Origin of the sequence: Vibrio sp. T3Y01 (assembly GCF_013114525.1) — a bacterium.
Taxonomy (GTDB): Bacteria; Pseudomonadota; Gammaproteobacteria; order Enterobacterales; family Vibrionaceae; genus Vibrio; species Vibrio chagasii_B.
Genome location: NZ_VTXJ01000031.1, coordinates 1 through 25,430 on the forward strand (window position 1 = coordinate 1; position 25,430 = coordinate 25,430).

Annotated in this window: 25 protein-coding genes; 5 read left to right on the forward strand and 20 right to left on the reverse strand. The window is 45.4% G+C overall.

Annotation, left to right across the window (positions count from 1 at the left end):
• Positions 1-178: 178 nt before the first annotated feature.
• The 3 genes from thiI to pomA all read right to left on the reverse strand — a co-directional run bounded on the left by thiI (position 179) and on the right by pomA (position 3,668).
• The gene (gene thiI, locus F0232_RS23025) at positions 179-1,627 is read right to left on the reverse strand and encodes a tRNA uracil 4-sulfurtransferase ThiI (protein WP_105057511.1); all 1,449 of its coding nucleotides are present in this window, start codon (positions 1,625-1,627) and stop codon (positions 179-181) included.
• A gap of 316 nt (positions 1,628-1,943) precedes the next feature.
• Entirely contained in the window at positions 1,944-2,891 is a 948-nt protein-coding gene (locus F0232_RS23030) for a flagellar motor protein MotB (protein ID WP_008218619.1), read from the reverse strand.
• A gap of 12 nt (positions 2,892-2,903) precedes the next feature.
• Positions 2,904-3,668, reverse strand: coding sequence for a flagellar motor protein PomA (gene pomA / locus F0232_RS23035; protein WP_008218621.1), 765 nt, complete (start codon positions 3,666-3,668; stop codon positions 2,904-2,906).
• A 297-nt stretch (positions 3,669-3,965) separates the two neighbouring features.
• Here pomA and xseB point away from each other — a divergent pair, with 297 nt between their 5' ends.
• From xseB to dxs, 3 genes are read left to right on the forward strand one after another with little or no spacing between them, the layout of a single operon-like run.
• A complete protein-coding gene (gene xseB, locus F0232_RS23040) occupies positions 3,966-4,208 on the forward strand; it encodes an exodeoxyribonuclease VII small subunit (RefSeq protein ID WP_004734405.1) in 243 nt (80 codons plus the stop codon).
• A 20-nt stretch (positions 4,209-4,228) separates the two neighbouring features.
• Positions 4,229-5,113, forward strand: a complete 885-nt coding sequence (gene ispA, locus F0232_RS23045; RefSeq protein ID WP_171751016.1) for a (2E,6E)-farnesyl diphosphate synthase — start codon at positions 4,229-4,231, stop codon at positions 5,111-5,113.
• Positions 5,114-5,134: 21 nt separating this feature from the next.
• Positions 5,135-7,018 carry a 1-deoxy-D-xylulose-5-phosphate synthase gene (gene dxs / locus F0232_RS23050; protein ID WP_171751017.1) on the forward strand — a complete coding sequence of 628 codons (1,884 nt, stop codon included), beginning with the start codon at positions 5,135-5,137 and terminating at the stop codon, positions 7,016-7,018.
• 117 nt (positions 7,019-7,135) lie between these two features.
• On the opposite strand, the gene F0232_RS23055 is transcribed toward dxs, so the two are convergent.
• The 15 genes from F0232_RS23055 to F0232_RS23125 form a co-directional block, all read right to left on the reverse strand.
• Positions 7,136-7,495: a putative quinol monooxygenase gene (locus F0232_RS23055; RefSeq protein ID WP_008218634.1), complete on the reverse strand. Its 360-nt coding sequence runs from the start codon at positions 7,493-7,495 to the stop codon at positions 7,136-7,138.
• 29 nt (positions 7,496-7,524) lie between these two features.
• Positions 7,525-8,031 carry a phosphatidylglycerophosphatase A gene (gene pgpA, locus F0232_RS23060; RefSeq protein WP_171751018.1) on the reverse strand — a complete coding sequence of 169 codons (507 nt, stop codon included), beginning with the start codon at positions 8,029-8,031 and terminating at the stop codon, positions 7,525-7,527.
• The gene (gene thiL, locus F0232_RS23065) at positions 8,031-9,005 is read right to left on the reverse strand and encodes a thiamine-phosphate kinase (RefSeq protein WP_171751019.1); all 975 of its coding nucleotides are present in this window, start codon (positions 9,003-9,005) and stop codon (positions 8,031-8,033) included. The genes pgpA and thiL overlap by 1 nt, the downstream gene beginning before the upstream one ends.
• A 78-nt stretch (positions 9,006-9,083) precedes the next feature.
• Complete coding sequence (gene nusB, locus F0232_RS23070) at positions 9,084-9,551, reverse strand: transcription antitermination factor NusB (protein ID WP_004741509.1); 468 nt, start codon at positions 9,549-9,551, stop codon at positions 9,084-9,086.
• Complete coding sequence (gene ribE, locus F0232_RS23075) at positions 9,551-10,021, reverse strand: 6,7-dimethyl-8-ribityllumazine synthase (RefSeq protein ID WP_004741508.1); 471 nt, start codon at positions 10,019-10,021, stop codon at positions 9,551-9,553. The genes nusB and ribE overlap by 1 nt, the downstream gene beginning before the upstream one ends.
• Before the next feature lie 281 nt (positions 10,022-10,302).
• Positions 10,303-11,412, reverse strand: coding sequence for a bifunctional 3,4-dihydroxy-2-butanone-4-phosphate synthase/GTP cyclohydrolase II (gene ribBA / locus F0232_RS23080; protein WP_102426138.1), 1,110 nt, complete (start codon positions 11,410-11,412; stop codon positions 10,303-10,305).
• Between the two features lie 108 nt (positions 11,413-11,520).
• Positions 11,521-12,177: a riboflavin synthase gene (locus tag F0232_RS23085; RefSeq protein ID WP_008218644.1), complete on the reverse strand. Its 657-nt coding sequence runs from the start codon at positions 12,175-12,177 to the stop codon at positions 11,521-11,523.
• Between the two features lie 66 nt (positions 12,178-12,243).
• Positions 12,244-13,326 carry a bifunctional diaminohydroxyphosphoribosylaminopyrimidine deaminase/5-amino-6-(5-phosphoribosylamino)uracil reductase RibD gene (ribD, locus tag F0232_RS23090; RefSeq protein ID WP_171751020.1) on the reverse strand — a complete coding sequence of 361 codons (1,083 nt, stop codon included), beginning with the start codon at positions 13,324-13,326 and terminating at the stop codon, positions 12,244-12,246.
• Positions 13,327-13,366: 40 nt separating this feature from the next.
• Complete coding sequence (gene nrdR, locus F0232_RS23095; protein ID WP_008218648.1) at positions 13,367-13,816, reverse strand: transcriptional regulator NrdR; 450 nt, start codon at positions 13,814-13,816, stop codon at positions 13,367-13,369.
• A 156-nt stretch (positions 13,817-13,972) separates the two neighbouring features.
• Entirely contained in the window at positions 13,973-15,223 is a 1,251-nt protein-coding gene (locus F0232_RS23100; RefSeq protein WP_171751021.1) for a glutamate-5-semialdehyde dehydrogenase, read from the reverse strand.
• Positions 15,224-15,331: 108 nt separating this feature from the next.
• Positions 15,332-16,516, reverse strand: coding sequence for a glutamate 5-kinase (proB, locus tag F0232_RS23105; RefSeq protein ID WP_171751022.1), 1,185 nt, complete (start codon positions 16,514-16,516; stop codon positions 15,332-15,334).
• A gap of 76 nt (positions 16,517-16,592) precedes the next feature.
• Positions 16,593-16,982: a sigma factor-binding protein Crl gene (gene crl / locus F0232_RS23110; protein ID WP_171367899.1), complete on the reverse strand. Its 390-nt coding sequence runs from the start codon at positions 16,980-16,982 to the stop codon at positions 16,593-16,595.
• A gap of 144 nt (positions 16,983-17,126) precedes the next feature.
• Positions 17,127-18,380, reverse strand: coding sequence for an esterase FrsA (frsA, locus tag F0232_RS23115; RefSeq protein WP_105025465.1), 1,254 nt, complete (start codon positions 18,378-18,380; stop codon positions 17,127-17,129).
• Positions 18,381-18,467: 87 nt separating this feature from the next.
• Positions 18,468-18,932, reverse strand: a complete 465-nt coding sequence (tet(34), locus tag F0232_RS23120) for an oxytetracycline resistance phosphoribosyltransferase domain-containing protein Tet(34) (RefSeq protein WP_004741499.1) — start codon at positions 18,930-18,932, stop codon at positions 18,468-18,470.
• A gap of 83 nt (positions 18,933-19,015) precedes the next feature.
• Positions 19,016-20,305, reverse strand: coding sequence for an NCS2 family permease (locus tag F0232_RS23125; RefSeq protein WP_008218658.1), 1,290 nt, complete (start codon positions 20,303-20,305; stop codon positions 19,016-19,018).
• Between the two features lie 1,062 nt (positions 20,306-21,367).
• On the opposite strand from F0232_RS23125, the gene F0232_RS23130 reads away from it, so the two are divergent.
• Entirely contained in the window at positions 21,368-22,840 is a 1,473-nt protein-coding gene (locus F0232_RS23130; RefSeq protein ID WP_032551626.1) for an aminoacyl-histidine dipeptidase, read from the forward strand.
• Positions 22,841-22,962: 122 nt separating this feature from the next.
• Here the strand turns inward: F0232_RS23130 and F0232_RS23135 are convergent, their stop codons facing one another.
• Positions 22,963-23,502, reverse strand: a complete 540-nt coding sequence (locus F0232_RS23135) for a DUF3332 domain-containing protein (protein ID WP_004741496.1) — start codon at positions 23,500-23,502, stop codon at positions 22,963-22,965.
• A 272-nt stretch (positions 23,503-23,774) separates the two neighbouring features.
• On the opposite strand from F0232_RS23135, the gene F0232_RS23140 reads away from it, so the two are divergent.
• Positions 23,775-24,821: a succinylglutamate desuccinylase/aspartoacylase family protein gene (locus tag F0232_RS23140; RefSeq protein ID WP_102424642.1), complete on the forward strand. Its 1,047-nt coding sequence runs from the start codon at positions 23,775-23,777 to the stop codon at positions 24,819-24,821.
• A gap of 171 nt (positions 24,822-24,992) precedes the next feature.
• Here F0232_RS23140 and F0232_RS23145 read toward each other — a convergent pair whose 3' ends face one another.
• Positions 24,993-25,310, reverse strand: a complete 318-nt coding sequence (locus tag F0232_RS23145) for a DUF3622 domain-containing protein (RefSeq protein ID WP_004741494.1) — start codon at positions 25,308-25,310, stop codon at positions 24,993-24,995.
• Positions 25,311-25,430: the final 120 nt, after the last annotated feature.

Here is a 25,430-nt window from a genome sequence, read left to right on the forward strand (position 1 = left end):
TCGGCATGAAAACGGTAGTTTGTGTATGATTTTTGTTTGGCGACTAAACCATATCACTTACTACCGTTTTTGTTTTTAGTTCCCGCTAATCCGCGATGAACCAATAAAAAGCCGCTTACTTTTCAGTAAGCGGCTTTCTGTATCTGTTACAACCTAAGTCGTGCTCTAAGCTAGCAGACTATGGGCGGTAAACCTTAACATTCTTGAAGCCCTGCTCTTGCAGGTAAAGCGCTTGCAGACGGCTCATAACACCGCGGTCACAGTACAGTAGGTACTCTTTACCTTGGTCTAAGTCACCAAATTGCGTCGCTAACTTGTAGAAAGGAAGGTGTTTTACATCAACGCCATCGATTTCTAATGGGCTTTCGTCTTCTTCGTCTGGGCTACGAATATCAAGGACGATAGCGTGCTCAGCAACAGCTTGAACCTGTTCCACTTCTGGAGCTTGCTCTTGGCTCTCTTTCTCAATGTCACGGATATCCATAACACGAGCGTTCTCGATCACTTTCTCTAGCACTTCAAAGTTAAACTTAGCTTCTTCTGCTTCAAGTTTACCTTTCTTCGCTTTCACTGTTGGCTTCTTAGAGATAACACCACAGTATTCTGGCATTACTTTCGCGAAGTCTTCAGTGCCGATCTCGCGCGCAAGATCAATGATGTCTTCTTTGTCCCAGTTGATAAGTGGACGAAGGATCAGCGTATCCGTTACGTTATCGATGTGACGCAGGTTAGTTAGCGTTTGGCTTGATACCTGACCTAGTGCTTCACCAGTAACCAATGCTTCGATCTTGAACTTATCTGCAACCATGCCACCAGCACGCATGAACATACGCTTAAGCACCACGCCCATTTGGCCGTCTTCTACGTTCTCAAGGATTTCAGCAACAACCGGTTCGAAATCAACAGAGATGAACTTCACTTTTGCCGAAGAACCGTACTTGTTCCATAGGTAATGAGCCACTTGCTTAACGCCAATCTCGTGCGCAGGACCGCCAAGGTTGAAGAAACAGTAGTGAACTTTAGAGCCACGTTTGATGTGTAGGTAGCTTGATACGCCAGAGTCAAAGCCGCCAGAGATCAAGCTCAATAGGTCTTCTTGAGTACCAAGAGGGAAACCACCAAGGCCTTTGTGACGCGCCAGAACTTGGTTAAGTTTGTCGTTCGCCACTTCAACTTTAACCGTGACTTCTGGATCTTTCAGCTTAACGCGTGCCGACTCAACCGCTTGGTTCAGACCGCCACCTACGTAGCGCTCAAGCTCGATAGACGTGAACTCATGCTTACCACGACGCTTAGCACGAACAGAGAATGTTTTACCTTCAATGTCAGCACGGCTGCGCTCTAATACTTGCTCATAGATATCGTGCAAGTCTTTGAATTCAGACTGTTGAACTTCAAGAGAGTGGTGAATACCTGGAGTGTGAGTCAGAGCCTCTAACACTTCGTTGTAGTACTTATCACTTTCTGATGTCACTTCGATATGGTCACGACGGTTAAATACCGCAACACCTTCACAGCGACGCTGAATAACGTTACGAATGTTGCACTCTAGAATCCTTGTGAAGCGCTTACGCACCGATTCACTTTTTACAAAAATTTCCGGATGGGGCTTAACAATAAATTTCATAGTACGTTCACAACATTAATGTTCAAAATTTTTAAAAGGCTCTTCGCCAAGTAAATTGAAAGAATTTACACAGCACTTGAAGCAAGAGTAGATCATATCTAAATCTAAGGGCGCGAATTATACATGAGAAAGTGAAACAAGGAAAAGAGTGCTTGCTTAGGCACCAGTAATAAATGCGCACCTTATTAAAAATAGCATGCTTACTCACTGCCGGTAGACAAAGAGGTCAATCAACCGTTCATCGCCCAAATAAAAAGCCCAACCTCATCATAAGGTTGGGCTTTCTGGTCAATTAAATCTCTCAAGATAACTCAGGCTATTGAGAGATAGCTGGAACTTCGTCACTGTATAGCGGCTCACCCTGCATAATGCTGATTTCTACACGGCGGTTTAGGCTGCGCTGCCATTCAGTATCGTTAGGCTCTACTGGCTCTGTATCCGCCATACCACGTACTCTCAAACGTTGATGAGAGAATCCGCGAACCTTTTCCATCTCTTGAGCAACAGATACCGCTCGCTGAGATGACAGATCCCAATTCGAGCGATACAGCTCAGAATCAAGACGTTGATTATCAGTGTGACCTGAGATTCGAACAATGCCCGGAACATCTTTCACCAATTCAGCCACCTGTCTCACCAAAGGTCGAAACTTAGGCTGTAAGAAAGCAGAGCCCGATGGGAATGCACCCTTCTCACGAATTCGAATCACAATCTGTTGGCCTAGATTTTCCACCTCAATCGCGCCTTGGTCGATCTCTCGTTCCAACGCCTTCTTGATGCTTTCCATCAAGGTTTCCATCTCTTGAGATTGAGCTTCGGCTTGCTGTTGCTGTTGGTCTGACTCAGAGTTTTGGTTGTCGTGAGTCGATACCTCTGGCGACTTGCCTCCAGTCATCTTGCCTTGGTCACGCATGGTACCACCAGCGCGCTCAGATTCACCTTCATGAAATTCCAACGTCTGCTGAGTGATATCTATCGTTTGCTGCATGATCACATCAATTGGCGTTGGCTCTGGGCGACCAGGGCGAAACTCTTGTGCAATGATGCTGGTCCCTTTCGGGATGTCTTTGACTTCTAGGCGGTTCTGCACACCAAATGCGAACTTCATCGAGCCAGCGATCTGCTTAAACTTCAGTACATCCATCTCAGAGAATGAGAGTAGAAGTACGAAGAAACACATCAGCAGTGACATCAAGTCAGCAAATGTTCCCATCCATTGAGGTAACCCCGGAGGAGGACATTTACATGGATTCTCTTCATCCATCTTCAACTCCTCTTACGCAGGTTCACCATCAATCGTACGCTTACCTTCATTTAGGTAGCTCTTCAGGTAACCATCAATAACTCGTGGGTTTTGACCATCTTGAATCGCTAACACACCATCCATCACCAAACGACGGTTCAGTGTCTCTTGGTCACGACGCAGTGCAAGCTTGTCTGCGATAGGGAAAAACACCATGTTCGATAGAATTGCGCCATACAGCGTAGTCAAGAGTGCAACTGCCATCGCAGGGCCGATCGCTTTAGGGTCATCCATGTTCGAAAGCATGGCAACCAGACCAACCAAGGTACCGATCATCCCCATCGCAGGGGAAACATCACCAAATGCAGAAAACACCTTCGCCCCCTGCTCGTGACGTTCTGTCGTTAGCGCAATATCTTTTTGCAATGCTGCACGCACTACATCACCATCATGACCATCGACTAACAGGTCGATGCCCTTTTGCATAAAGCTGTTGCTGATTTCCATCTCTTCGAGTGCTAAGAAACCACCTTTACGTGCTGCGTCCGCCATTTCAACAATTTTAGCGATAAGGTCTTCAGGCTCATCGGCTTTAAACATAAAAGCTTTGCCGGCAATCTTAGTCGCGCCAAAGAACTGTCCCATGGTGAACTTCATCAGAACAACAAACGTTGAACCACCAACCACGATCAATATGGATGTCGTGTCATAGAACATCCCGAGGCTTCCACCTAGGATCATTGCCATGATTACAAAGGCAAATCCACCAATCAAACCTATTAGGGTTGCTAAATCCACTGAGCACTCCTCATGCTTTTTTGTAGCTCTATGTCGACGATAATCTTTTTATCGGCAAGACTATAAGATCTTTTAGTAAATTCTTGGCCTAAGTATCACACTTTTGCTTTTTGTATCACAACTATTACCCGCTTCCCCGTTCTCGAACAGTCATAAACTCGAGAAAGGTAGGGTTATTAAAGGAAAGTGGCTTCAAGCCTCTTAAAAACGAACTTTCTAGCAAAATTTATTGGTTACATTTGACCATCTGAACGCCCTAGGGTAACGTTCGTTCATCTTTCCAAACGCAGATTTATTATGGCTACTAAGAAACCTGAAAATATGAGCTTTGAAGCGGCAATCGAAGAGCTCGATGGCTTGGTTGATCAACTAGAAAACGGTGATCTAGCTTTAGATGATGCGCTGAAAAAATTCGAACGAGGCATCTCCCTCGCTCGTGCAGGTCAAAGTAAACTAAACGATGCAGAACAACGTGTTAGCATCCTACTGCAAAATGACGAAAATGCAGAACTGAGTGACTTTAACCCACAACCAGAATAACGAATTGTATGAGATCCCCTATGATCGAGACTTTATTGTCTTATCAAGCACGTAATAACGAGCAACTGAACCTTTGGCTTGACCGCCTGCCACACCAAAATCAGAACCTAATCAACGCAATGCGTTATGGGTTACTTTTAGGCGGCAAACGCGCGCGTCCATTTCTTGTCTATATTACAGGGGAAATGCTTGGTTGCACCGCGGAAGAACTCGATACTCCAGCTTCTGCAGTCGAATGTATTCATGCCTACTCTCTGATTCATGATGACCTTCCGGCAATGGACGACGACGAACTGCGTCGTGGCCACCAGACTTGTCACATCAAATTCGATGAGGCGACGGCTATTTTAACAGGCGATGCACTACAAACTCTCGCATTTACTATACTTGCAGAAGGCACATTAAGTGCTGATGGTGAAAGCAACCGCGTTCGAATGATTCAACGTCTAGCTGAAGCCTCTGGAGCTCAAGGTATGTGTATCGGTCAGGCACTCGATATCGAAGCTGAAAACCGCGCAGTGACGCTTGAAGAGCTGGAAGAAGTTCACCGCAATAAAACCGGTGCTCTTATGAAGAGTGCAATCCGTTTAGGTGCGCTGGCTGCAGGTGAAAAAGCGTTCGATGTGCTGCCTCAATTAGATAAGTACGCAGATGCCATCGGATTAGCCTTCCAAGTTCAAGACGATATCTTGGATATCATTGGCGACACCGAAACTTTGGGTAAACCGCAGGGCTCTGACCAAGATTTGAACAAAAGCACCTACCCTTCTTTGCTAGGTTTAGAGGGCGCTCAAGAAAAAGCGCAATCTCTGCTGCAGGAAGCGCTTCAAGCTTTGGCCGCGATCCCATACAATACCCAGTTACTCGAAGAGTTCGCCCGATACGTCATCGAGCGCAAGAACTAAGACAATAAGCGCGCATTACCTATGACTCTTGATATTTCAAAGTACCCAACTCTTGCTTTGGCTGATAAGCCAGAGGATTTGCGTCTTCTCCCAAAAGAGACGCTGACACAGCTTTGTGATGAATTACGCACCTATCTTCTTAACTCAGTGAGCCAATCAAGTGGTCACTTAGCGTCAGGCTTAGGTACGGTAGAGCTCACTGTCGCTCTACACTATGTGTACAACACGCCTTTTGACCAATTGGTTTGGGATGTTGGCCACCAAGCATACCCGCACAAAATTCTTACCGGTCGCCGTGACCGCCTGTCGACTATCCGCCAAAAAGACGGACTGCACCCATTCCCATGGCGTGAAGAGAGCGAGTACGACACCCTTTCTGTTGGTCACTCTTCAACATCGATCAGTGCTGCACTCGGCATGGCGATCAGTGCTAAGAAAGAAGGTAAGAACCGTAAAGTTGTGAGCGTGATTGGTGACGGTGCGATTACTGCTGGTATGGCATTTGAAGCCATGAACCACGCAGGCGATGTTCACAATGACATGCTGGTTATCCTAAACGATAACGAGATGTCGATTTCTGAAAACGTAGGTGCGCTTAACAACCACCTAGCTCAAGTTCTTTCTGGCAGTCTTTACACGTCTATTCGTGAGGGCGGCAAGAAAGTGCTATCTGGCGTTCCGCCGATTAAAGAGCTAGTTCGTCGTACAGAAGAACACCTAAAAGGCATGGTTGTTCCAGGCACCATGTTTGAAGAGCTAGGCTTTAACTACATCGGCCCAGTAGACGGCCACGACGTAAACGAGCTGATTAAAACGCTTAAGAACATGAGAGATCTAAAAGGCCCTCAGTTCCTGCATATCATGACTAAGAAAGGTAAAGGCTACGAGCCAGCAGAGAAAGATCCAATTGGTTACCACGGCGTACCTAAATTCGATCCTGCACACTCAAGCTTGCCTAAGAGCACCAGCTCTAAGCCAACGTTCTCTAAGATTTTTGGCGATTTCCTATGTGATATGGCAGCGCAAGATCCTAAGCTGATGGCGATCACGCCAGCCATGCGTGAAGGTTCTGGCATGGTGCGTTTCTCTAAAGAATACCCAGATCAATACTTCGATGTAGCAATTGCAGAGCAACACGCCGTGACGCTAGCAACGGGTATGGCGATTGCGGGTGATAAGCCGATTGTGGCTATCTACTCGACATTCCTACAACGCGGCTACGATCAACTGATCCACGATGTCGCTATCATGGATCTACCGGTTATGTTCGCGATTGACCGCGCAGGTCTTGTGGGTGCCGATGGTCAAACACACCAGGGTGCGTTCGACTTGAGCTTCATGCGCTGTATTCCAAACATGGTGATCATGGCACCAAGCGACGAAAACGAATGTCGCCAAATGCTTTACACTGGCCACCAGCACAATGGACCAAGTGCGGTTCGTTACCCTCGTGGTAATGGTATGGGCACAGAAATCCAAAGTGAGTTTACTGCACTTGAGGTTGGTAAAGGCCGTATCGTTCGTGAAAGCTCAAAAGCAAAAGATGGCGCTAAGGTTGCTATCCTAAGCTTTGGTACTTTCCTAGAAAATGCACTTCAAGCTGCTGATGCAATGGATGCGACCGTTGCAGACATGCGCTTTGTTAAGCCGCTAGATGAAGCTCTAATCAAACAACTTGCCGCTGACCACGATGTATTGGTGACTATCGAAGAGAATGCGATTGCCGGTGGTGCAGGTGCAGGTGTGATTGAGTTCTTGATGCAAGAGAAACTGCTAATGCCAGTACTGAACCTTGGCCTACCAGACAAGTTCATTGCTCAAGGCACTCAAGGTGAACTGCATGAAGAGCTAGGCTTAGACGCGAAAGGTATTGAGAAGTCTATCTCTGACTACCTTGCTAAATAGCTTTCAGTAGCGAACTGCATAAGCAACAAAACAAAAAAAGGTTGGCCCTAGGGTCAACCTTTTTAGTATCCGCTAACTCATTAGCTAGCCACTGTTTAAGTCAGTTGCTACAGCAAATTAGCAGCACGGCTTAAGAACAGGTGCGTCGTAATTCTCTGGTTCATCAGAGTAGATAGCAACATTAAAGTTCTCAACTAAGCCTGTTTCATCAACACACTGCTCTTGAAAGAACTGTTGAATTTCACGACGTTGACAATGTGCTTCAAACGCTTCGTTATCCGCCCAAATTTCGTTGAAAGCGATCGGGAAGCTCTGACCTTCCGCAAACGGGCTCTGGATGTGACGAGTTACTGTGTATTGAATACAACCATCTTCACGCAGAGTGTTTGGCTCTAGTGCTTTTAAAACCTCAAAAAGTTCGTTCAATTTGCCTTCTTTCGGTTGAAATTGAGCGATGCAGTAAACCTTCTTAGACATTGTAATTCCTTGTTTTATCTTATCTTTAATTAAACTAGCCAACCTGAGAAATGGGCCACAGCATACAGAGAAATCGCCGCCATAATACCTGCCACAATATCATCAATCATGATACCCAAACCGCCATGAATTCGAGCATCCAACCAGCCAATTGGCCACGGTTTTACCATGTCGAAGAAGCGGAATAGAACAAAACCCGTCAGCAACCATTTCCAATCATCGGCAGGAATGCTCAACATTGGCACTAGGCTCATGGTGATCCAAAAGCCTGCAAACTCATCCCATACGATAGAGCCATGATCATGTACGCCCATATCATCTGAAGTCACTTGGCAGATCTTGATACCAATAATGCAGCTTATCACGACCACCGCGACATAAGCCGGGAACGGCAATTGAACCAATAATAGGTACAGAGGAATCGAGGCGAGTGTACCCATGGTTCCAGGAATAATAGGCGATAAGCCACTGCCAAAACCCGTTGCTAGAAAGTGCCAAGGGTTTTTAAGAGAGATTGCAGATAGTGGGTTTGTCATCAATTAACCTTAAAGTGATCGTAACCGGTTAAGCTCCAGCTCAGCGGTTCACCATTATTGTGTAGTTCAAAGTATTCTACAGGTCTTATTTGACCAATACAGGTGACTTTTGTTCCAGTGTGTGACAAAGCACTTTCCAATGAACCTTTATTCTCTTCCGGCACGGTAAAGCAAAGCTCATACTCTTCACCACTGGTCAATGCGTACTGCTGCGCTGTAGCGATATCTGGGGCAAACTGGCGCAGCTCTGGGGAGATTGGTAAGGTGCTCACGTCGATGCTTGCACCCACCTGTGAGCGCTTAAGGATATGTTTCAAATCCGAGATGACACCATCTGAGATATCAATTGCCGATGAAGCAAGATTGACAAGCGCTTGGCCAGCTAACACTCGTGGGGAGCTAATGTAGTGTCTCTCTTCAAGCTCTTTCGCATACGGCTTAGCTTGGTTTGTTGTTAGATCTAATAGAACCTCTAGACCTGCCTTGCTGTCGCCCAGATTACCTGTCACGTAAATCCAGTCTCCAACCTTGGCGCCGTCTCTACGCAGGGCTTTCCCTTCAGGTACAAATCCTTGTACTGTCAATGTCAGGCTTAGTGGCCCTTTCGTGGTATCGCCACCAATTAACTGAATACCAAAGTAATCTGCCAGTTTGAAGAAAGAGTCACAGAACGGCGCTAACCAAGCTTCATCCACTTCTGGCATGGTTAAGGCAAAAGAGACCCACGCCGGCGTTGCGCCCATAGCAGCCAGATCACTGATGTTTGAGGCTAATGCTTTGTGCGCGACCCAAGCCGGGTTTGCTTCTGCTAGAAAATGAGTGCCCGCGACTAAGGTATCGGTGCTGATCGCGATCTCAACATTACTTGGGGCTTTAACCAGCGCGCAATCATCACCAGCGGCGAGATGCACGTCTTTACGCTGAGGCTGTCGGTTGACGAAATATTTATCGATTAGGTTGAATTCACCAGACATCACATGCCCTATCTTTGGAATTTACTTACAAAAAAGGCCAGCATAAAAGCTGACCTTTAGATTCAATATACGTAGAGATTACTTCTTACGTACGTGTGGCGCTGCTTTATCAAGCACACCATTCACAAACTTATGGCTGTCTTCTGCTGCGAATACTTTCGCTAGCTCGATAGCTTCGTTGATAACCACTTTGTATGGTACATCTTCGCGACGAGTCATCTCGTACATAGCTAAACGTAGAAGAGCAAGTTCCATTAAGTCCAGATCTTGCATCGGGCGAGATACGAATGGACGAAGCTTGCTATCAAGTTCCATGTGGCTAAGAGCAACACCAGTTAGTAGGTCGCGGAAGTATGCAACGTCTGTTTCTGGCATAGCAAGTGCAGGTTCTGCAGCATGATTTTCTTCTTCATCATACTTACCACCAGATAAGAACTGTTCTTCAACGGTAGCAATATTTTCTTTAGTAATTTGCCAAGAATAAATTGCTTGTAGAGCAAATTGACGTGCGTTACGACGTGCGGCTGGTTTCACACTGGCCCCCATTAGGAATCGATTTCAGAAAGAACGTTGATCATCTCAAGTGCGCTTAGTGCAGCTTCTGCACCTTTATTACCAGCCTTGGTTCCTGCGCGTTCAATAGCTTGATCGATCGTATCAACAGTTAGTACGCCGAATGCTACTGGAAGAGAGTATTCCAGAGACACTTGCGCCAAACCTTTATTACATTCACTACAAACATAGTCAAAATGAGGCGTACCGCCACGAATTACTGTACCAAGAGATACAATCGCGTCGAACTTACCTGTTTTTGCAACGCGTTGCGCTACAAGTGGAAGTTCTACTGCACCAGGACAACGAACAACAGTGATGTTGTCTTCGCTTACTTGTCCGTGACGTTTTAAAGTATCGATTGCACCAGAAAGTAAACTTTCGTTAATAAAACTGTTGAAACGAGCAATAACGATAGCAATTTTTGCATTTGGCGCTGGGAAGCCACCCTCGATCACTTTCATAAGCCTTCCTTTAACTATTTTCATCAAGTGAGAATCGCCGGATTCTAGCATAAAACTGTGAGCAATATCTAATGCTAATTTAGAAGAACAGACACCGGAGATGTAAAGATGATAACCAAGCCTGGCTCCCAACCATTTGGGAACAGCAAGTCGCTAAGCGCCAACGTTTGACACGACAAAAGTCAGGCTCAGCGACTTGGCTCTTTTGGTCCTATTTCGAACCAAAAGAGCCACTCAAATCATCATAAATTTATGTTGTTATTAAACCAGTATGTAAGTAGTTACTCACAAACGTATTCAACAACGTTTAGACCAAAACCACCAAGAGCGTGGTAACGCTTAGTGCTTGAAGACAATAGACGCATATCATGAACGCCTAGGTCTTGTAGAATTTGAGAACCGACACCAACGCGACGAGAAGTGCCTTGCTTCTTAGCCATAGTTGGTTGCTCATTCTTATCTTGAGCTTCGAATGTCTTCACTTTGTGAATCAAAGAATCAGACGACTCTTCGTTGCCCAGAATAACCAAAACACCACCTTCGTCGCCAATGCGCTTCATCGCCTTATCTAGCGACCAGCTACGCTCAGTACCACGATCAGAATGAAGCAGATCGGTGAAGGTATCATGTAGGTGAACACGAACCAGTGGCGCTTCGCCCGTTAGGTCACCTTTTTGCATTGCGTAATGGATTTGATTATCGATAGTGTCACGGTAAGTCACGAGTTCAAAGTCGCCGAACTCAGTCGGTAGGTGACACTGTGCAACGCGCTCAATCGTGGTTTCTGTGTTGTTACGGTATTCGATCAAGTCAGCAATTGTGCCCAGCTTGATGTCGTGTTTTTCAGCGAACACTTCAAGGTCAGGGCGACGAGCCATGGTGCCGTCGTCATTTAAGATCTCAACGATAACCGACGCAGGTTCACAACCCGCTAAGCGTGCTAAATCACAACCCGCTTCAGTGTGACCAGCGCGAGTTAGAACACCACCTTCTTGCGCTGTTAGCGGGAAAATGTGACCAGGTTGAACAAGGTCAGCCGCTTTTGCATCTTTCGCAACAGCTGCTTGAACAGTCACAGCGCGGTCAGACGCAGAAATACCCGTAGTTACACCCTCAGCAGCTTCAATCGAAACGGTAAAGTTAGTGGTGTACTGTGCGTTGTTGTCTTGAACCATAGGCGCAAGACCCATGCGGCTTGAACGCTCTTTAGTCAAGGTTAGGCAGATTAAACCACGGCCGTACATCGCCATGAAGTTAATTGCTTCTGGCGTCACATGTTCTGCTGCCATGATCAGATCGCCTTCATTTTCGCGATCTTCATCATCCATCAGGATAACCATTTTTCCTAGGCGAATGTCTTCAATAATTTCTTGAGGAGTACTAATTGGCATTGTTCTATATCCTTTGAAATGGTCCTGCTTCCTAGAACCGACACTATTTAAACCTGATGATATTGCTTCGCTCTACAAAGTGACGCTTAGCGCACTTCATATCAACGATTAGGCAAAACCATTCTGTTGTAAGAATTCCATCGTCAATCGAGATTCAGGTTCAGACTCTTGTTGCTGACCTTGCAGTAGGCGCTCCATGTAGCGCGCTAACACATCCACTTCTAGATTCACTTTACGACCAACATGGAATTGATCGATGGTGGTTTCTGAAGAGGTATGAGGAACAATCGTCAGCTTAAATGCATTCTTACGTAAATCGTTCACAGTAAGACTAATACCGTCGACGGTAATCGAGCCTTTTTGAGCAACATACTTTGAGATTTCAGCGGGCATTTCTACCCAGAACTCAATCGCACGGCCTACTTGGTTGCGCTCAACAATCTCACCCACGCCATCCACGTGACCCGATACGATATGCCCACCGAAACGTGTTGTCGGTAGCATCGCTTTCTCTAGGTTCACTTTGTCACCCGCTTGGTAATCAACAAAACCCGTTTTTTTCAGGGTCTCAAGTGACAAGTCTGCACTGTAGCTGTGGTCGTTAAATTCGACGACCGTCAAACACACACCGTTGGTAGCAATGCTATCGCCTAACTGAACGTCGGCCATATCAAGCTTACCCACGTTAACCGTTACGGTAATGTCTTCTCCGCGGGGAGTAATTGCACTCAATGTACCTACGGCTTCTACAATTCCTGTAAACATTTTAAAACTCTTTTTGTTGTCAACGACATGTATCTAGGGCGCGGATTTATTTCCACTATCGTTTCGTTACTGTCGGTCTAGTAATACGGGTTTCGCTACGATGCGAATATCCACACCAACTTGTCGAACATCTTTAATTTCTAGGTCAATGACATCAGACATCGAAGTGAGCCCTAATGCACCCATCAAACCTCTTCCGTCACTGCCCATAAGTTTAGGAGCTAAATAAAGGATTAGCTCATCCACCAACTGTGCTTCAATCAAGCTTTTTGCCAATGTTGCCCCCGCTTCGACCCAAATATGGTCGATATGATTAGCAGGTAATTGCCGCATCAAATCGTGTAAATCTAGCTGACCTGTATCAGTAGTACCGACCTCAATGTCAGCAGATGCCTCTGCAACTCTTAATACGAGGGTTGGCGATTGGTACAACTTGAGCTCAGGGCCCAGTTGGTTTTGACGATCAAGAATCACACGAACAGGCTGACGCACGTCAGCTTCAGCATAATGAGCTTGTGCGCTACTTGGTAATTCAGCCCAGCGAACATTAAGTGAAGCGTTATCATCAATCACCGTTTGGCTGGTTGATAATACTGCGCCCGCCTTTGCTCGATAATTTTGAACATCACGACGTGCTGCTGGCGATGTGATCCACTGGCTCTGACCATTTGCTAGTGCCGTTTGCCCATCGAGACTGGCTGCTATCTTAAGCTGAACAAAAGGCATGCCTGTTTGCATGCGTTTAATAAATGCTGGGTTTAAGTCTAAAGCATCTTGCTCCAGTAAACCGATTTCAACCTCAATGCCTGCATCACGCAGCATTTTGATGCCACGTCCAGCGACTTTCGGGTTTGGATCCTGCATCGCGCAAATGACTTTAGCCACTTGAGCCTTAATCAAGCCCTCGGCACACGGTGGTGTACGGCCGTAATGAGAACAAGGCTCTAGTGTGACATAAGCCGTCGCACCTTTTGCTTTATCACCCGCCATTCGCATAGCATGCACTTCAGCGTGAGGTTCACCCGCTTTGGCGTGAAAGCCTTCACCAACAATTTGTCCATCGGTTTGTACAATCACACAACCGACATTTGGATTTGGCGCAGTGGTATAAATGCCGCGTTTCGCTAAATGGATAGCACGCGACATCATTTGAAAATCTAGGGGAGAAAAGTTAGACATGACTGAGGGATTAATCCTCTAATTTAGCGATTTCTTCGCCAAACTCTCGAATGTCTTCAAAGCTGCGGTAAACAGAAGCAAAACGGATGTACGCGACTTTGTCTAACTCTTTTAATTGGCTCATTACTAGGTTGCCAATCATTTCGCTTGGAACTTCACGCTCACCTGTTGCACGGAGTTGTGACTTAATATTGCTGATAGCAAGTTCGATCGCATCAGCACTTACAGGGCGTTTTTCCAGAGCACGTTGCACACCACCAACCATTTTATCTTCGTTAAACGGTTCGCGGTTTCCATTCGACTTAATGACTTTCGGCATCACAAGTTCTGCCGATTCGAACGTAGTGAAACGCTCGCTACATGCAAGGCATTGACGGCGACGACGAACCTGATGGCCATCAGCAACCAGTCTTGAATCGATTACTTTAGTGTCGTTCTCTGAACAAAAAGGACAATGCATATCACCTCCAAATAATTGAATATCAGTGTAACGGAATTGCCAAACGTTAGGAAAGAAAAAGGGCCAATTAAGGCCCTTTTGTGTGCTTATTCATTGATTATTGCTACGCGATAGCAATTTTTAAAATGAGCTACAGAGTAAAGTTAACGAGAAACATTAACCGCGAACAAGATAATTCGCTTTACCCACCCATTTGTAGCTGGTCAGCTCTTCTAAGCCCATAGGACCTCGAGCGTGCAGTTTCTGAGTAGAGACCGCTACTTCCGCACCTAAACCAAACTGTGCACCATCAGTAAAGCGAGTTGATGCATTCACGTACACTGCAGCAGAACCTACCGAGTTAATGAAACGCTCAGAGCTCTCTAAGCTATTGGTCATAATCGCATCCGAGTGGCTCGCGTTATGTACGCGCATGTGGTCAATCGCTTCTGCAACATCTGCAACCACTTTTACGCCAAGTGTGTAGCTTAGCCATTCGGTGTCAAAGTCATCTTCCCCTGCATCACGCACGTCAGCAAAATCAGCAAGAAGTGCCTTCGCACTTGAGTCTGCTACTAATGTCACTTTATCCGCTAGGCGTGTTTTAAGCTTGCCAAGGAACTCCTCAGCTACCGCTTCATGAACAAGCAAAGTATCTAGTGAGTTACATGCTGATGGGCGTTGTACTTTCGAGTTTTCAACGACATCGACAGACTTCTCAAGATCCGCGCTCTCATCAACGAAAATATGGCTGATACCAAAACCACCGATGATAACCGGAATAGTGCTGTTCTCTTTACACATCTTATGCAGACCAGCGCCACCACGAGGGATGATCATATCTACGTAGTCATCTAGCTTAAGCAGCTGAGAAACAAGCTCACGATCTGGCTTTTCAATGTATTGAACAGAAGCAGCAGGAAGCTCCGCTTTCTCTAATGCAGACTGGATAACTTTGACCAGTTCCATGTTCGAGAAGAAGGTCTCTTTACCGCCACGCAAGATGCTTGCGTTACCCGTTTTCAGGCACAGTGCCGCAATATCAATCGTTACGTTCGGGCGTGCTTCATAGATAACACCAACCACACCAAGCGGTACACGGCGACGAGACAGTGACATACCGTTTTCCAGTACTTTGCTGTCGATTTCGCTGCCCACAGGATCGTTCAGGCTAATAACGTTACGAACGTCGTTAGCGATACCCGTTAAGCGCTCTTCATTCAGAAGTAGGCGGTCAAGCAGTGCGTCCGTTAGACCTGCTTCGCGGCCCAGTGCGATGTCTTTCGCGTTCGCTTCTAAGATAGCGGCGGCGTTTGCTTCTAACTCATCGGCAATGATCGCCAATGCCTTGTTCTTTTGCGCCGTTGATGCGGTCGCCAGGTGAAAAGCAGCTTCTTTTGCTGCAATACCCATGTTAGTTAAATCCACGTTTAACTCTCCCTAAATTCTGTCTGTCTTTGGATGAAAGAAGCGATGCGTACTACCTACATCTAGTGCAAAAGCCAGATGCGCCGTTCATCGCCTCGTCATCTCGAACTATTCTTGGATGACTACAAGGTCGTCACGGTGAATGACTTCTGACCCGTAATCGTAACCAAGGATGTCGCCAATATCTTTACTGTGCTTGCCTGCTATTTTTGCTAGGTCTTGGCTTGAGTAGCTAGCGATACCACGCGCGACTACTTTGCCTTTGCTGTCTGTGACTTGGGTAACTTCACCACGAGAGAACTCGCCCTTAACTCGAACCACCCCTTTTGCCAACAAGCTACTGCCTTTGGTGTTAACGGCATTCACCGCACCATCGTCAACCACGATGTCACCAGCAGAAGCTGGGCCAGCTAAAATCCAACGCTTACGGTTTTCAAGCGCCTCAGCTAACGGCAAGAAGCGTGTGCCTTGAGGGTTATCACTCAAAGAGTCGAATACCACATTTTCAGCACTGCCTGCTGCAATGATAACTTCAATACCAGCACGACGAGCGATGTCCGCCGCCTGCAGTTTTGTCGCCATACCACCGGTACCTAAAGTCGTGCCACTACCACCGGCAATCTTACGCAGCGTATCATCAATGGTTTTTACTTCTTTGATGAGCTCTGCATTTGGATCTTTGCGAGGGTCTGCTGTAAATAGACCTTTTTGGTCTGTCAGTAGCAAAAGCTTATCAGCGCCACATAAAATACCAACCAGTGCCGACAAGTTATCGTTGTCGCCCACTTTGATTTCGTTGGTCGCTACTGCATCGTTTTCATTCACGACAGGAATAATATCGTGTTCAACGAGTGCGTTGATCGTGTCACGGGCATTTAGAAAACGCTCACGGTCATCAAGATCAGCACGAGTCAGTAGCATCTGGCCAATCTTAAGGTCATAGATAGCGAATAAAGACTCCCAAACTTGAATCAACTGACTTTGCCCAACTGCAGCCAGCAACTGTTTGCTCGCCATTGAGTTGGGAAGTGCGGGGTAACCAAGGTGCTCACGTCCTGCTGCAATTGCGCCAGACGAAACCATAACCACAGAGTGGCCTTGTTTTTTTAATTCAGCACATTGACGAACCAGCTCAACCATATGAGCACGGTCTAATGCCAATGTTCCACCAGTTAAGACACTGGTACCCAGTTTAACAACGACAGTTTTACGCTGCGCTGTTGTCCCGCTTTGATGATTTGTTGTCATGAAGTCTTTTATGGATAAAACAAATAAGAGGTGATGTTTTAGCAATCAACAGGGGAATTCACAAGCAGAAAAGGTGCGAAATCGCACCTTTTTACTTTATATAGAAGAGTAACCTTTAAAATCAGACGAATTCGACAGACTCTTCGTCTAATTGGATGCTGATTTCAAACTTACTTTGAAGTTCATCAACCAGTTTTTGGTGGAAGGCTTCTTGAGTTCTAGTGACCTCAGCAACCGCCTTTTTTGGCAGAGGTAATGAATCCCACTGGCCTTCAATGTTGTATTTACCAATGTTGTACTTCGCCGAATACCCCTCTTCCGACTTGTCCAACTCCATCCACCAGCCCCAGAACTCACGCTCTTCTGGTGATTTTTTATCGTTCACACACACTGATAAGCAATCAAAAATATAGTGGCCCTCTTCTGATTGCGGCTCTCTTAAATAAGGACCGATAGCCTTTAAAACGTTTAACAAGCGATAATGTGTTGGTTCTTGTGTCACTTCTGACATATTGAATCTCCGTTTTCAATGTTAAGAATGACGTTACTCAGACTGCAATACGTTGAAACCACGCAGTTGGATTTTATAAATTTTCCCTGAGTATCAGGTACTTAATCTGTACACTTTTCATGCTTAACTAATTTAGGAGAAATGTCATCTAAATAATTCATCCTCAAGCCACTTTATCGCTAATTCGAGGGATTGCTCATAACCTTGTGTAATTGATTTAGATTTGATTTTCTTTGCCTTGCCGTAATCACTGTAAATAGCAACCAGTTGATTATCCATTGGCGGTGACACAGGATCGCCTTCTAAGGCTAACGCTAAGATCGGAACGCTGGTTTTACTGTTCGACAACAGGCCTTGCACCTTCAAAGACCACGCCATCAACTGACCAGAAAGACTATTGATATCGACGGCGCCTTTACCCAAGCGAGAAGCCAGTACATCTAGATGCATCTTTGGCATTTGCTTCAATTTATCGGCATGCACAAAGATATCGTGGATTGGCGCGCCAAGAGAGATACACGCTTTGATCTTCTGTTGCTCGATAAACGACAACCTCACCATCGCATTGCCGCCAAAACGGAAACCAAACAAGCCCACTTTATGGTGATCAACCCATGGGATATTTGGCAGCTCGTTCAATACCGCTTGATGCAAGCAGGAAGAGTCTTCAGTCAATGGCCAATGAGAGCTGTGCCCTATCGATGGCATATCGACAGTAAGCATCGCAATGTTCTTTGGCGCCAGATAATCCCTAAACAAACGCCACATGTCGGTTTGTAAGCTATCTAAGCCTGCACTTACGATCACAACAGGTTGAGGCTTGTCGGTTTTCGCTAGGTGTAGGTTGGCTTTGATTTTCTTATTCTGGTAAGGCACCTCAATCTGCTTAACAATCAGCTTGGTGTGCTTAATCGCTTCAGAATAGGCTGCGTTTGCTAACACTTGAGCCTGAGCCGCCAGATTGTCATTTTTTAGATGCGGGTAGCCTGCAATACTGAAACACAAAGAGGCCGAGAACAGCTCTTCAGCCACCTCTTCACCGCTTTTTTCGTTGGAACGGTTCTGATGCAACATGCCCAACTTAGTCCATTCATAGGCCCAGTTACCGCTGCGGTATCCCATTACGGTGTCTAACCACTCATCGGTAGTACGAGAGTTGTCTGACGACGCGATTCGAGCCAGTACAGCTTCTTGTTCAATAGGGTTCACGCCTTGCCATACCCACTGAAGACGCCTTAGGTTTCGGTACCATGATGAGTTTTGCTGTTCACGCTTCTCATCCAATAACGCTTCAGAGCTTGGCATGTATTGTGTCAGCATTGAGGTCTCTTTGGCCTGCTTGTGCTTTACAAACAAGGTTTCCGAAAGGTTCGAGCTCGTTTCTTCTGGTTCAGACATTGGGATACTTAATAAGAAATGATTTTCACTAATAATATAAAAAAATGACCCTATAAAGGGTCATTTCTCAAAAAACTAAGTTTACGCTTATTTTGACTTGCGATTTACTGGCTCAACGTAGCTTAGGCTAGTATCCCAAGGTTGCTCAATCCATGTGTCTTGAGCGATATCAACAATGTACTCGTCTAGTAGGTGCGCGCCAGAAGGCTTAGCACATACAGCTATCAGTTTTGCTTTAGGGTACATTTCGCGAAGCTTACGTGCAGTGTCACCACTATCAACAAGATCTTCAACGATTAGGAAACCTTCGCCGTCACCTTCAGGTGCTTTAACGACAGTCATATCACGTTGGTGATCGTGGTCGTAGCTAGAAATACAAATCGTATCTACGTGACGAATACCCAGTTCACGAGCCAAGATTGCACCAGGAACCAAACCACCACGGCTTACAGCCCAGATACCTTTCCACTGCTCTGCTGGCATTTGCTTTTCTGCTAGTTGACGGCAGTAAGTCTGCATGTTGTCCCAAGTGATAACGAATTTGTTGCTCATAGTATAAAACCTAATAATTTTTCATGTTATTAGAGGCTATGCCAAACATAGCCTCTTCAGCGTTTAAGCAGAAATCTAGACGATTAAGCGAAAATGTATTTAAGAATAAAGATTACCGACATGATCCACACAGCAGGTGAAACGTCGCGACCTTTACCACTTAGCAGCTTAATTGCAGCGTAAGCGATGAAACCTAGTGAGATACCCTCAGCAATAGAGTACGTCAGCGGCATAAGTAGACATGTTACCACGACTGGTGCTGCTTCCGTAAGATCACGCCAATCAATGCCAACTAGGCCTGACATCATCAGAATTGCTACATAGAAAAGTGCACCTGATGTTGCGTACGCCGGAATCATACCTGCAAGTGGTGAGAAGAAAAGAGCAAGAAGGAAAAGTACGCCCACGACAACAGCCGTTAGACCAGTACGACCACCTTCAGCAACACCTGAAACACTCTCTACATATGAAGTTGTGTTAGATGTACCTAGAAGTGCACCGATAGACGTTGCTGTTGAGTCAGCAAGCAGTGCTTTGTTCAGGCGAGGTAGTTTGCCATCTTCTTTGATTAGGTTTGCTTTTGTCGCAACGCCAACTAGCGTGCCCGCTGTATCGAATAAGTCGACGAATAGGAAAGCAAATACAACAGAGATCATACCGATTTCAAATACTGCAGAGAAATCAAGCTGCATGAAAGTCGGAGCAAGGCTTGGTGGTGTAGACATGATGCCGCCGTACTGAACGTCACCAATGATAATGCCAAGAGCTGTAATAGCTAGAATTGCAATCATTACTGCGCCTTTCACACCACGGTGTACAAGAGCAATAGTAAGGAAGAAACCAAGAGCACCAAGGATAGGAGCAATAGCAGTAATGTCGCCAAGTGATACTTTAGTTGCAGGGTTAGAGACCACGATGCCAGCATTGCTAAGCGCGATAAATGCTAGGAAAAGACCGATACCCGCAGAGATACCTACACGCAAAGACATAGGAATCGAGTTGATAATCCATTCACGGATCTTAAAGATGCTCAAGAAAATGAAGATCACACCCGAAACAAACACTGCCGCTAGCGCAACTTGCCACGTGTAACCCATGCCCATTACAACCGCGTAGGTAAAGAAGGCATTCAGGCCCATACCTGGAGCTTGAGCAATTGGGTAGTTAGCAACGAAGCCCATGATGAAACAGCCAATAGCAGCCGCTAAACAGGTTGCTACAAATACAGCGCCGTGGTCCATACCAGCATCAGCTAGGATCATTGGGTTTACAAAAATGATGTAAGCCATTGTTAGGAAGGTTGTTAGACCTGCGATGATTTCAGTGCGCACATTGGTGCCGTTTTCACTGAGTTTGAATAGCTTTTCGAACATTATCGAATCCTATAAGGGTAAAAAGTAAACGGTTGCGTAATCGATTGGCTGTGGATTATAAAGTTATCAAATAACAAATTCCAGATAGAATTAAGGCTCTAAATAATATTTATCAGAATGACGTATGAAACCAAGCGATTAAAAACCACATCAAAAAAGAAAAATACACATTAAAAACAATAGACTAAAAACAATTTAATGGTCGTTTTTATTTGATTACTTTTTCAACCATCAGTTATTTTCATTAAGAATCTGGCGCTAAATTTGCCAATTCAAACCCACAAGAGTTGTCCGATTTTCAACAGGATCGGTAATAAGGCTCAAATTGATATTTTGCTGTTTAAAAAACAACCGAGCATAGTTGTAGATAGATGACGAATCACAGCTGGGGATAAAGTAGCAGGCAAAAAAAACGCCACTCAAAACTGAGTGGCGGTAGAATCTGTCAACCAAGAGGGTTGTAAGAGAATTCCAATATATAGGGGTGAACAAAACTGTTCGAGTTACATGCTTACGGTATTAGTAACCGAAGCTTGTAGGGTATGCAAAGTTGCTAGTGTAAACAGAGTTGTTAAGCCAGAACATTGCAGATGGTAAACCTTTCATAACTATCACCTTAATAAATCAATAAAAAACGAATTTGATTTCTCGGTTCCTTGGAGGCGATAAACGGACTCATCCTTTGAGCATTTACTCTTCACTTCAGAAGTTGGTTATAAATATACCTCAAAGAAAAAAGATTACAAGTATTTTTTGCTTCAGGTCACACTTTTAGCCATTTAAGGTTATTTTGCAAACTCAATCATGTAATTAAATTACAGAATTGAGTCTAAATAAACGTTTGCTTGTTTCTTTTATAAGCATCAAGGCGCTTAACCAAGATCAAATGAACAGGATGGCGTTCAAAATTTGAAGGATTTAAGGTTTAGAAGCGCTACTCGTGAAAACGGTCTAGTGGTATGCTGTCGGCATCAAAACAGACCTATATTTTAGGTTTTTGTTCTATGTTTAAACCCATAGGAACCCTAAATATATGGTTATCAAATAAAAAAGGAGTCATCCGTGTCTGAATTCCATTCTGAGATCAGTAAATTATCCCCTGCCCCTCTTTGGCAGTTCTTCGATAAGATTTGCTCAATCCCACACCCTTCAAAGCATGAAGAAGAGCTTGCTCAATACATTATTGCTTGGGCGACAGAGCAAGGCCTAGATGTACGCCGTGATCCAACGGGTAACGTATTCATCAAAAAGCCTGCGACGCCGGGTATGGAAAACAAAAAAGGTGTTGTGCTACAAGCTCACATCGATATGGTTCCACAAAAGAACGAAGATACGGTTCACGACTTCACTAAAGACCCGATCCAACCGTACATCGACGGTGAGTGGGTTACTGCAAAAGGCACAACACTTGGCGCAGATAACGGCATGGGTATGGCATCATGCTTAGCGGTTCTTGCATCAAACGAAATCAAGCACGGCCCTATCGAAGTTCTACTAACAGTAGACGAAGAAGCAGGTATGACTGGTGCGTTCGGTCTTGAAGCGGGTTGGTTAGAAGGCGATATCCTTCTTAACACCGATTCAGAGCAAGAAGGCGAAGTGTACATGGGTTGTGCTGGCGGCATCGACGGCGCAATGACATTTGACGTAGCTCGTACTGCAATCCCAGCAGATTTCGTGACTCGTAAGCTAACGCTTAAAGGTCTTAAAGGCGGCCACTCAGGTTGTGATATTCACACAGGTCGTGCAAACGCGAACAAACTGCTTGCTCGCTTCCTAGCTGGTCACGCGAAAGAGCTAGACCTACGCATCGTAGAATTCAAAGGTGGTAGTCTTCGTAACGCGATCCCTCGTGAAGGTTTCGTTACCGTTGCTGTTCCAGCGGCAAACCAAGAGAAACTGGCTTCTCTATACAACTACTACACAGAGCTACTTTCTACAGAGCTAGGTAAAGTAGAAGACAGCATTGTGACTTTCAACGAAGAAGCTTCAGTTGAAATGGGCGCACTTGCAGCTGCTGACCAAGCTCGCTTCATCGCAGCACTTAACGCGGCGCCAAACGGCGTAATTCGTATGAGTGATGAGATTGAAGGTGTTGTTGAGACATCTCTAAACGTAGGTGTTATCACGACAGAAGAGAACTCAATCACAGTACTTTGCCTAATCCGCTCTCTGATCGACTCTGGCCGTAGCCAAGTTGAGAGCATGCTTCACTCTGTAGCAGAGCTTGCTGGTGCGAGCATCGAATTCTCTGGCGCTTACCCAGGTTGGAAGCCAGACGCAGATTCAGAGATCATGCACATCTTCCGCGACATGTACGAAGGTATCTACGGTCACAAGCCAAACATCATGGTTATCCATGCTGGTCTTGAGTGTGGTCTATTCAAAGAACCTTACCCGAACATGGACATGGTTTCTTTCGGCCCGACTATCAAGTTCCCTCACTCTCCAGATGAGAAAGTGAAGATTGATACGGTTGAGCTATTCTGGAACCAAATGGTTGCGCTGCTAGAAGCAATCCCAGAAAAAGCATAATTCGAACCATTATGTTTTCGATAGATAGGATTTCACGGTAAATACTATTCATCGACACAAAATAAAACAGGTACTCAATGAGTACCTGTTTTTGTATCTAAGCTTTGCGATCAACTAAGACATTAAGCGCGTGAAGCTGCGTAGCTCTCTAGCTCATCAATTGAAGTTTGTGCAACCACTTCGCCATCGATGAAGTACGTCACCATCTCGCCATCACGAACACCGATTAGTGTCGCTCGCTCACCAGATTGGTAAGTGATGTCCATTTGGATAGTGTTTTCATCAATCTGCTGCATCTGACCTTTTTCGATCATATTTACATTAGTGATTGGGCCCACAGGCGCTTCCGTTAGAGACGGATCTAGTTGATGGTTAATATCAATGTAAGTATCAACCTTAGTATCAAAGATATGCGGTGCACCCGTTAGTGGGTTGCTACCTGTCCAGAATTCTAGAGAGTTAAATACTAGGTAATCCGCTGCTACCGTCAGACCGTATGCCGGTGCCAACAGTAAGTTTAAGCCGCCACGTGCGTAACGGTTATCAACGGCTTTAAGGTTGAACTTCATTAGGTAACCGGTTACTGCGTTGCTACCAACACAGCCAGATAAAGCAACAGATACCACTGCAAGTGCTACAACTTTTGAAATTGTTTTTTTCATTTTCATCTCGATATTTGAAATTGGCCGCCAGAAAATGGCGATGGATAATAGCAAGTGCCAAAAACACAATTATCAGAGTTAAATCAATAAATTGTCAGAAACCTTACAAATAAAAGGTGCATTCCAAACAGGCCGCCATCCATGGAATACCGTTCCCGATACGCCTCCACAAAAAAGTTTTGTCGTTACCGTAAAGCGATTGATTCGTACTAAAAATCAACGATTGCTACATTCCGTGTTAACGAATTATCACCATGTTGAGAACAACCTAAATGGCAAGACTAAAACCTAATCAACCATTCGAATTACTTGGTTCTACTGTTCAGCCAGGACAGCGAATGGAGATTGAACTGCAAGCAGCTCAGCTTTACACGCACTCTCCACTTTCGATCCCGATTGAAATCATTCACGGTCGCCAAGCAGGTCCAACACTGATGGTAAACGCTGCGATTCACGGTGATGAGTTAAATGGTGTTGAGATTGCACGCCAGCTCACTAATGCGATTGATCCTAAGAAATTGAAAGGGACATTGATTGTCGTGCCGATCGTTAACGTATTCGGCTTCATTCATAAGTCTCGTTACCTACCAGACCGTCGCGATCTAAACCGTTGCTTCCCTGGTAGTGAGAAAGGATCGCTAACATCTCGTATCGCTTACACCTTCTTCGAGAACGTGGCTAAGCACTGTGATTTCATTCTGGACCTACACACGGGTGCGATTCACCGTACGAACTTGCCACAAATTCGTGCGAACCTTTCGAACCCAGAAACCATGCGCATCGCAAAAGCGTTCGCGACACCGGTGATCATCGACTCACCTCTACGTGATGGTTCATTGCGAAGCGAAGCGGAAAAGCTAGGTATTCCAGTATTGACATACGAAGGTGGTGAGGCGCTGCGTTTTGATCACCTAGCGATTCGTGCAGGCTACCTTGGCATTCACCAAGTAATGAAAGAAATTGGCATGTTGCGCCCGAACCGCAAGAAACTGCCAGAACCAGTATTGAGCAAATCCACCAGCTGGATTCGTGCAGAATCAGACGGTATCTTGCGTAACATGGTAAGACTGGGTGAACAAGTTGAAGCAGGACAAACACTTGCTTACATCAGTTCTCCATTAGGTCACCAAGAGAGCCAAGTTATCACGACTAAAGGCGGTATCGTGATTGGCCAACAAACGCTACCTTTGGTGAATGAAGGTGATGCTGTGTTCCACATCGCTTACTTCAAGCAAGACGATGAAGAAGTGGGACAAACCGTAGAAAGCTACATTGAAGAAGTAGCAGAAGACGATTGGTTAACTACGCTAAACAACTGATTAAGGCTCGAGAGAGCGATGTAAAAAGCGAGAAGCCAAAACCGTCGCTCTTAAGTAAATAGCAACGAACTCCACAAACGAAAAAGCCCCAATATAGGTGACTATATTGGGGCTTTTTTATAACTCCCTTATCTTAAAATTAAGGGACCTATAAATTAATCGTGCACCGAATTACTCAGCGTCTTCTTGCTCTTCTGCACGAGCTTTAGCGCGTGCTTCACGTGCTTGTTCAGCTTTAAGCTCTTTAGCGTGACGTAGTTCATCGCGCTCTTTACGTTGTTCCGCTTTACGCTCGTTACGTTCAGCTTGGTTTGCGATGAAAGATGCTAGTTCTTTCTCAGCCCACTCTTGTGCAAGCGCTTCTGTTTCGAAACCAGACTCACGCTTAGATACTGTTGTGCTGCGAGACGTTACTTGACGAGTAATCTCTGCACACCAGCCGTTGCGTTTTTCTGTAAGGCGGATATCAAATTTTTTGTTCTTAGACATGTTCTATTTTTTCCTAAGGGAGATCATTAAGGGATCGGTCAACTTTGATAACTCCATCTAAGTGAGCATCTTTTAACACCATCCCTTGGTAAGCGCGGTATTAGAGCACAAATCAACGAA

What these genes read in the sequence shown, in the direction of transcription:
- F0232_RS23085 (WP_008218644.1), bottom strand. Translation starts at nt 12,177, where the DNA reads ATGTTTACAGGAATTGTAGAAGCCGTAGGTACATTGAGTGCAATTACT.
- nusB (WP_004741509.1), bottom strand. Translation starts at nt 9,551, where the DNA reads ATGGGGGCCAGTGTGAAACCAGCCGCACGTCGTAACGCACGTCAATTT.
- F0232_RS23135 (WP_004741496.1), bottom strand. Translation starts at nt 23,502, where the DNA reads ATGAAAAAAACAATTTCAAAAGTTGTAGCACTTGCAGTGGTATCTGTT.
- crl (WP_171367899.1), bottom strand. Translation starts at nt 16,982, where the DNA reads ATGTCAGAAGTGACACAAGAACCAACACATTATCGCTTGTTAAACGTT.
- F0232_RS23030 (WP_008218619.1), bottom strand. Translation starts at nt 2,891, where the DNA reads ATGGATGAAGAGAATCCATGTAAATGTCCTCCTCCGGGGTTACCTCAA.
- ribD (WP_171751020.1), bottom strand. Translation starts at nt 13,326, where the DNA reads ATGATGTCGCGTGCTATCCATTTAGCGAAACGCGGCATTTATACCACT.
- pgpA (WP_171751018.1), bottom strand. Translation starts at nt 8,031, where the DNA reads ATGACAAACCCACTATCTGCAATCTCTCTTAAAAACCCTTGGCACTTT.
- xseB (WP_004734405.1), top strand. Translation starts at nt 3,966, where the DNA reads ATGGCTACTAAGAAACCTGAAAATATGAGCTTTGAAGCGGCAATCGAA.
- dxs (WP_171751017.1), top strand. Translation starts at nt 5,135, where the DNA reads ATGACTCTTGATATTTCAAAGTACCCAACTCTTGCTTTGGCTGATAAG.
- nrdR (WP_008218648.1), bottom strand. Translation starts at nt 13,816, where the DNA reads ATGCATTGTCCTTTTTGTTCAGAGAACGACACTAAAGTAATCGATTCA.
- F0232_RS23140 (WP_102424642.1), top strand. Translation starts at nt 23,775, where the DNA reads ATGGCAAGACTAAAACCTAATCAACCATTCGAATTACTTGGTTCTACT.
- F0232_RS23145 (WP_004741494.1), bottom strand. Translation starts at nt 25,310, where the DNA reads ATGTCTAAGAACAAAAAATTTGATATCCGCCTTACAGAAAAACGCAAC.
- thiL (WP_171751019.1), bottom strand. Translation starts at nt 9,005, where the DNA reads ATGTCTGGTGAATTCAACCTAATCGATAAATATTTCGTCAACCGACAG.
- ribBA (WP_102426138.1), bottom strand. Translation starts at nt 11,412, where the DNA reads ATGCCAATTAGTACTCCTCAAGAAATTATTGAAGACATTCGCCTAGGA.
- F0232_RS23125 (WP_008218658.1), bottom strand. Translation starts at nt 20,305, where the DNA reads ATGTTCGAAAAGCTATTCAAACTCAGTGAAAACGGCACCAATGTGCGC.
- thiI (WP_105057511.1), bottom strand. Translation starts at nt 1,627, where the DNA reads ATGAAATTTATTGTTAAGCCCCATCCGGAAATTTTTGTAAAAAGTGAA.
- frsA (WP_105025465.1), bottom strand. Translation starts at nt 18,380, where the DNA reads ATGTCTGAACCAGAAGAAACGAGCTCGAACCTTTCGGAAACCTTGTTT.
- F0232_RS23055 (WP_008218634.1), bottom strand. Translation starts at nt 7,495, where the DNA reads ATGTCTAAGAAGGTTTACTGCATCGCTCAATTTCAACCGAAAGAAGGC.
- ribE (WP_004741508.1), bottom strand. Translation starts at nt 10,021, where the DNA reads ATGAAAGTGATCGAGGGTGGCTTCCCAGCGCCAAATGCAAAAATTGCT.
- ispA (WP_171751016.1), top strand. Translation starts at nt 4,229, where the DNA reads ATGATCGAGACTTTATTGTCTTATCAAGCACGTAATAACGAGCAACTG.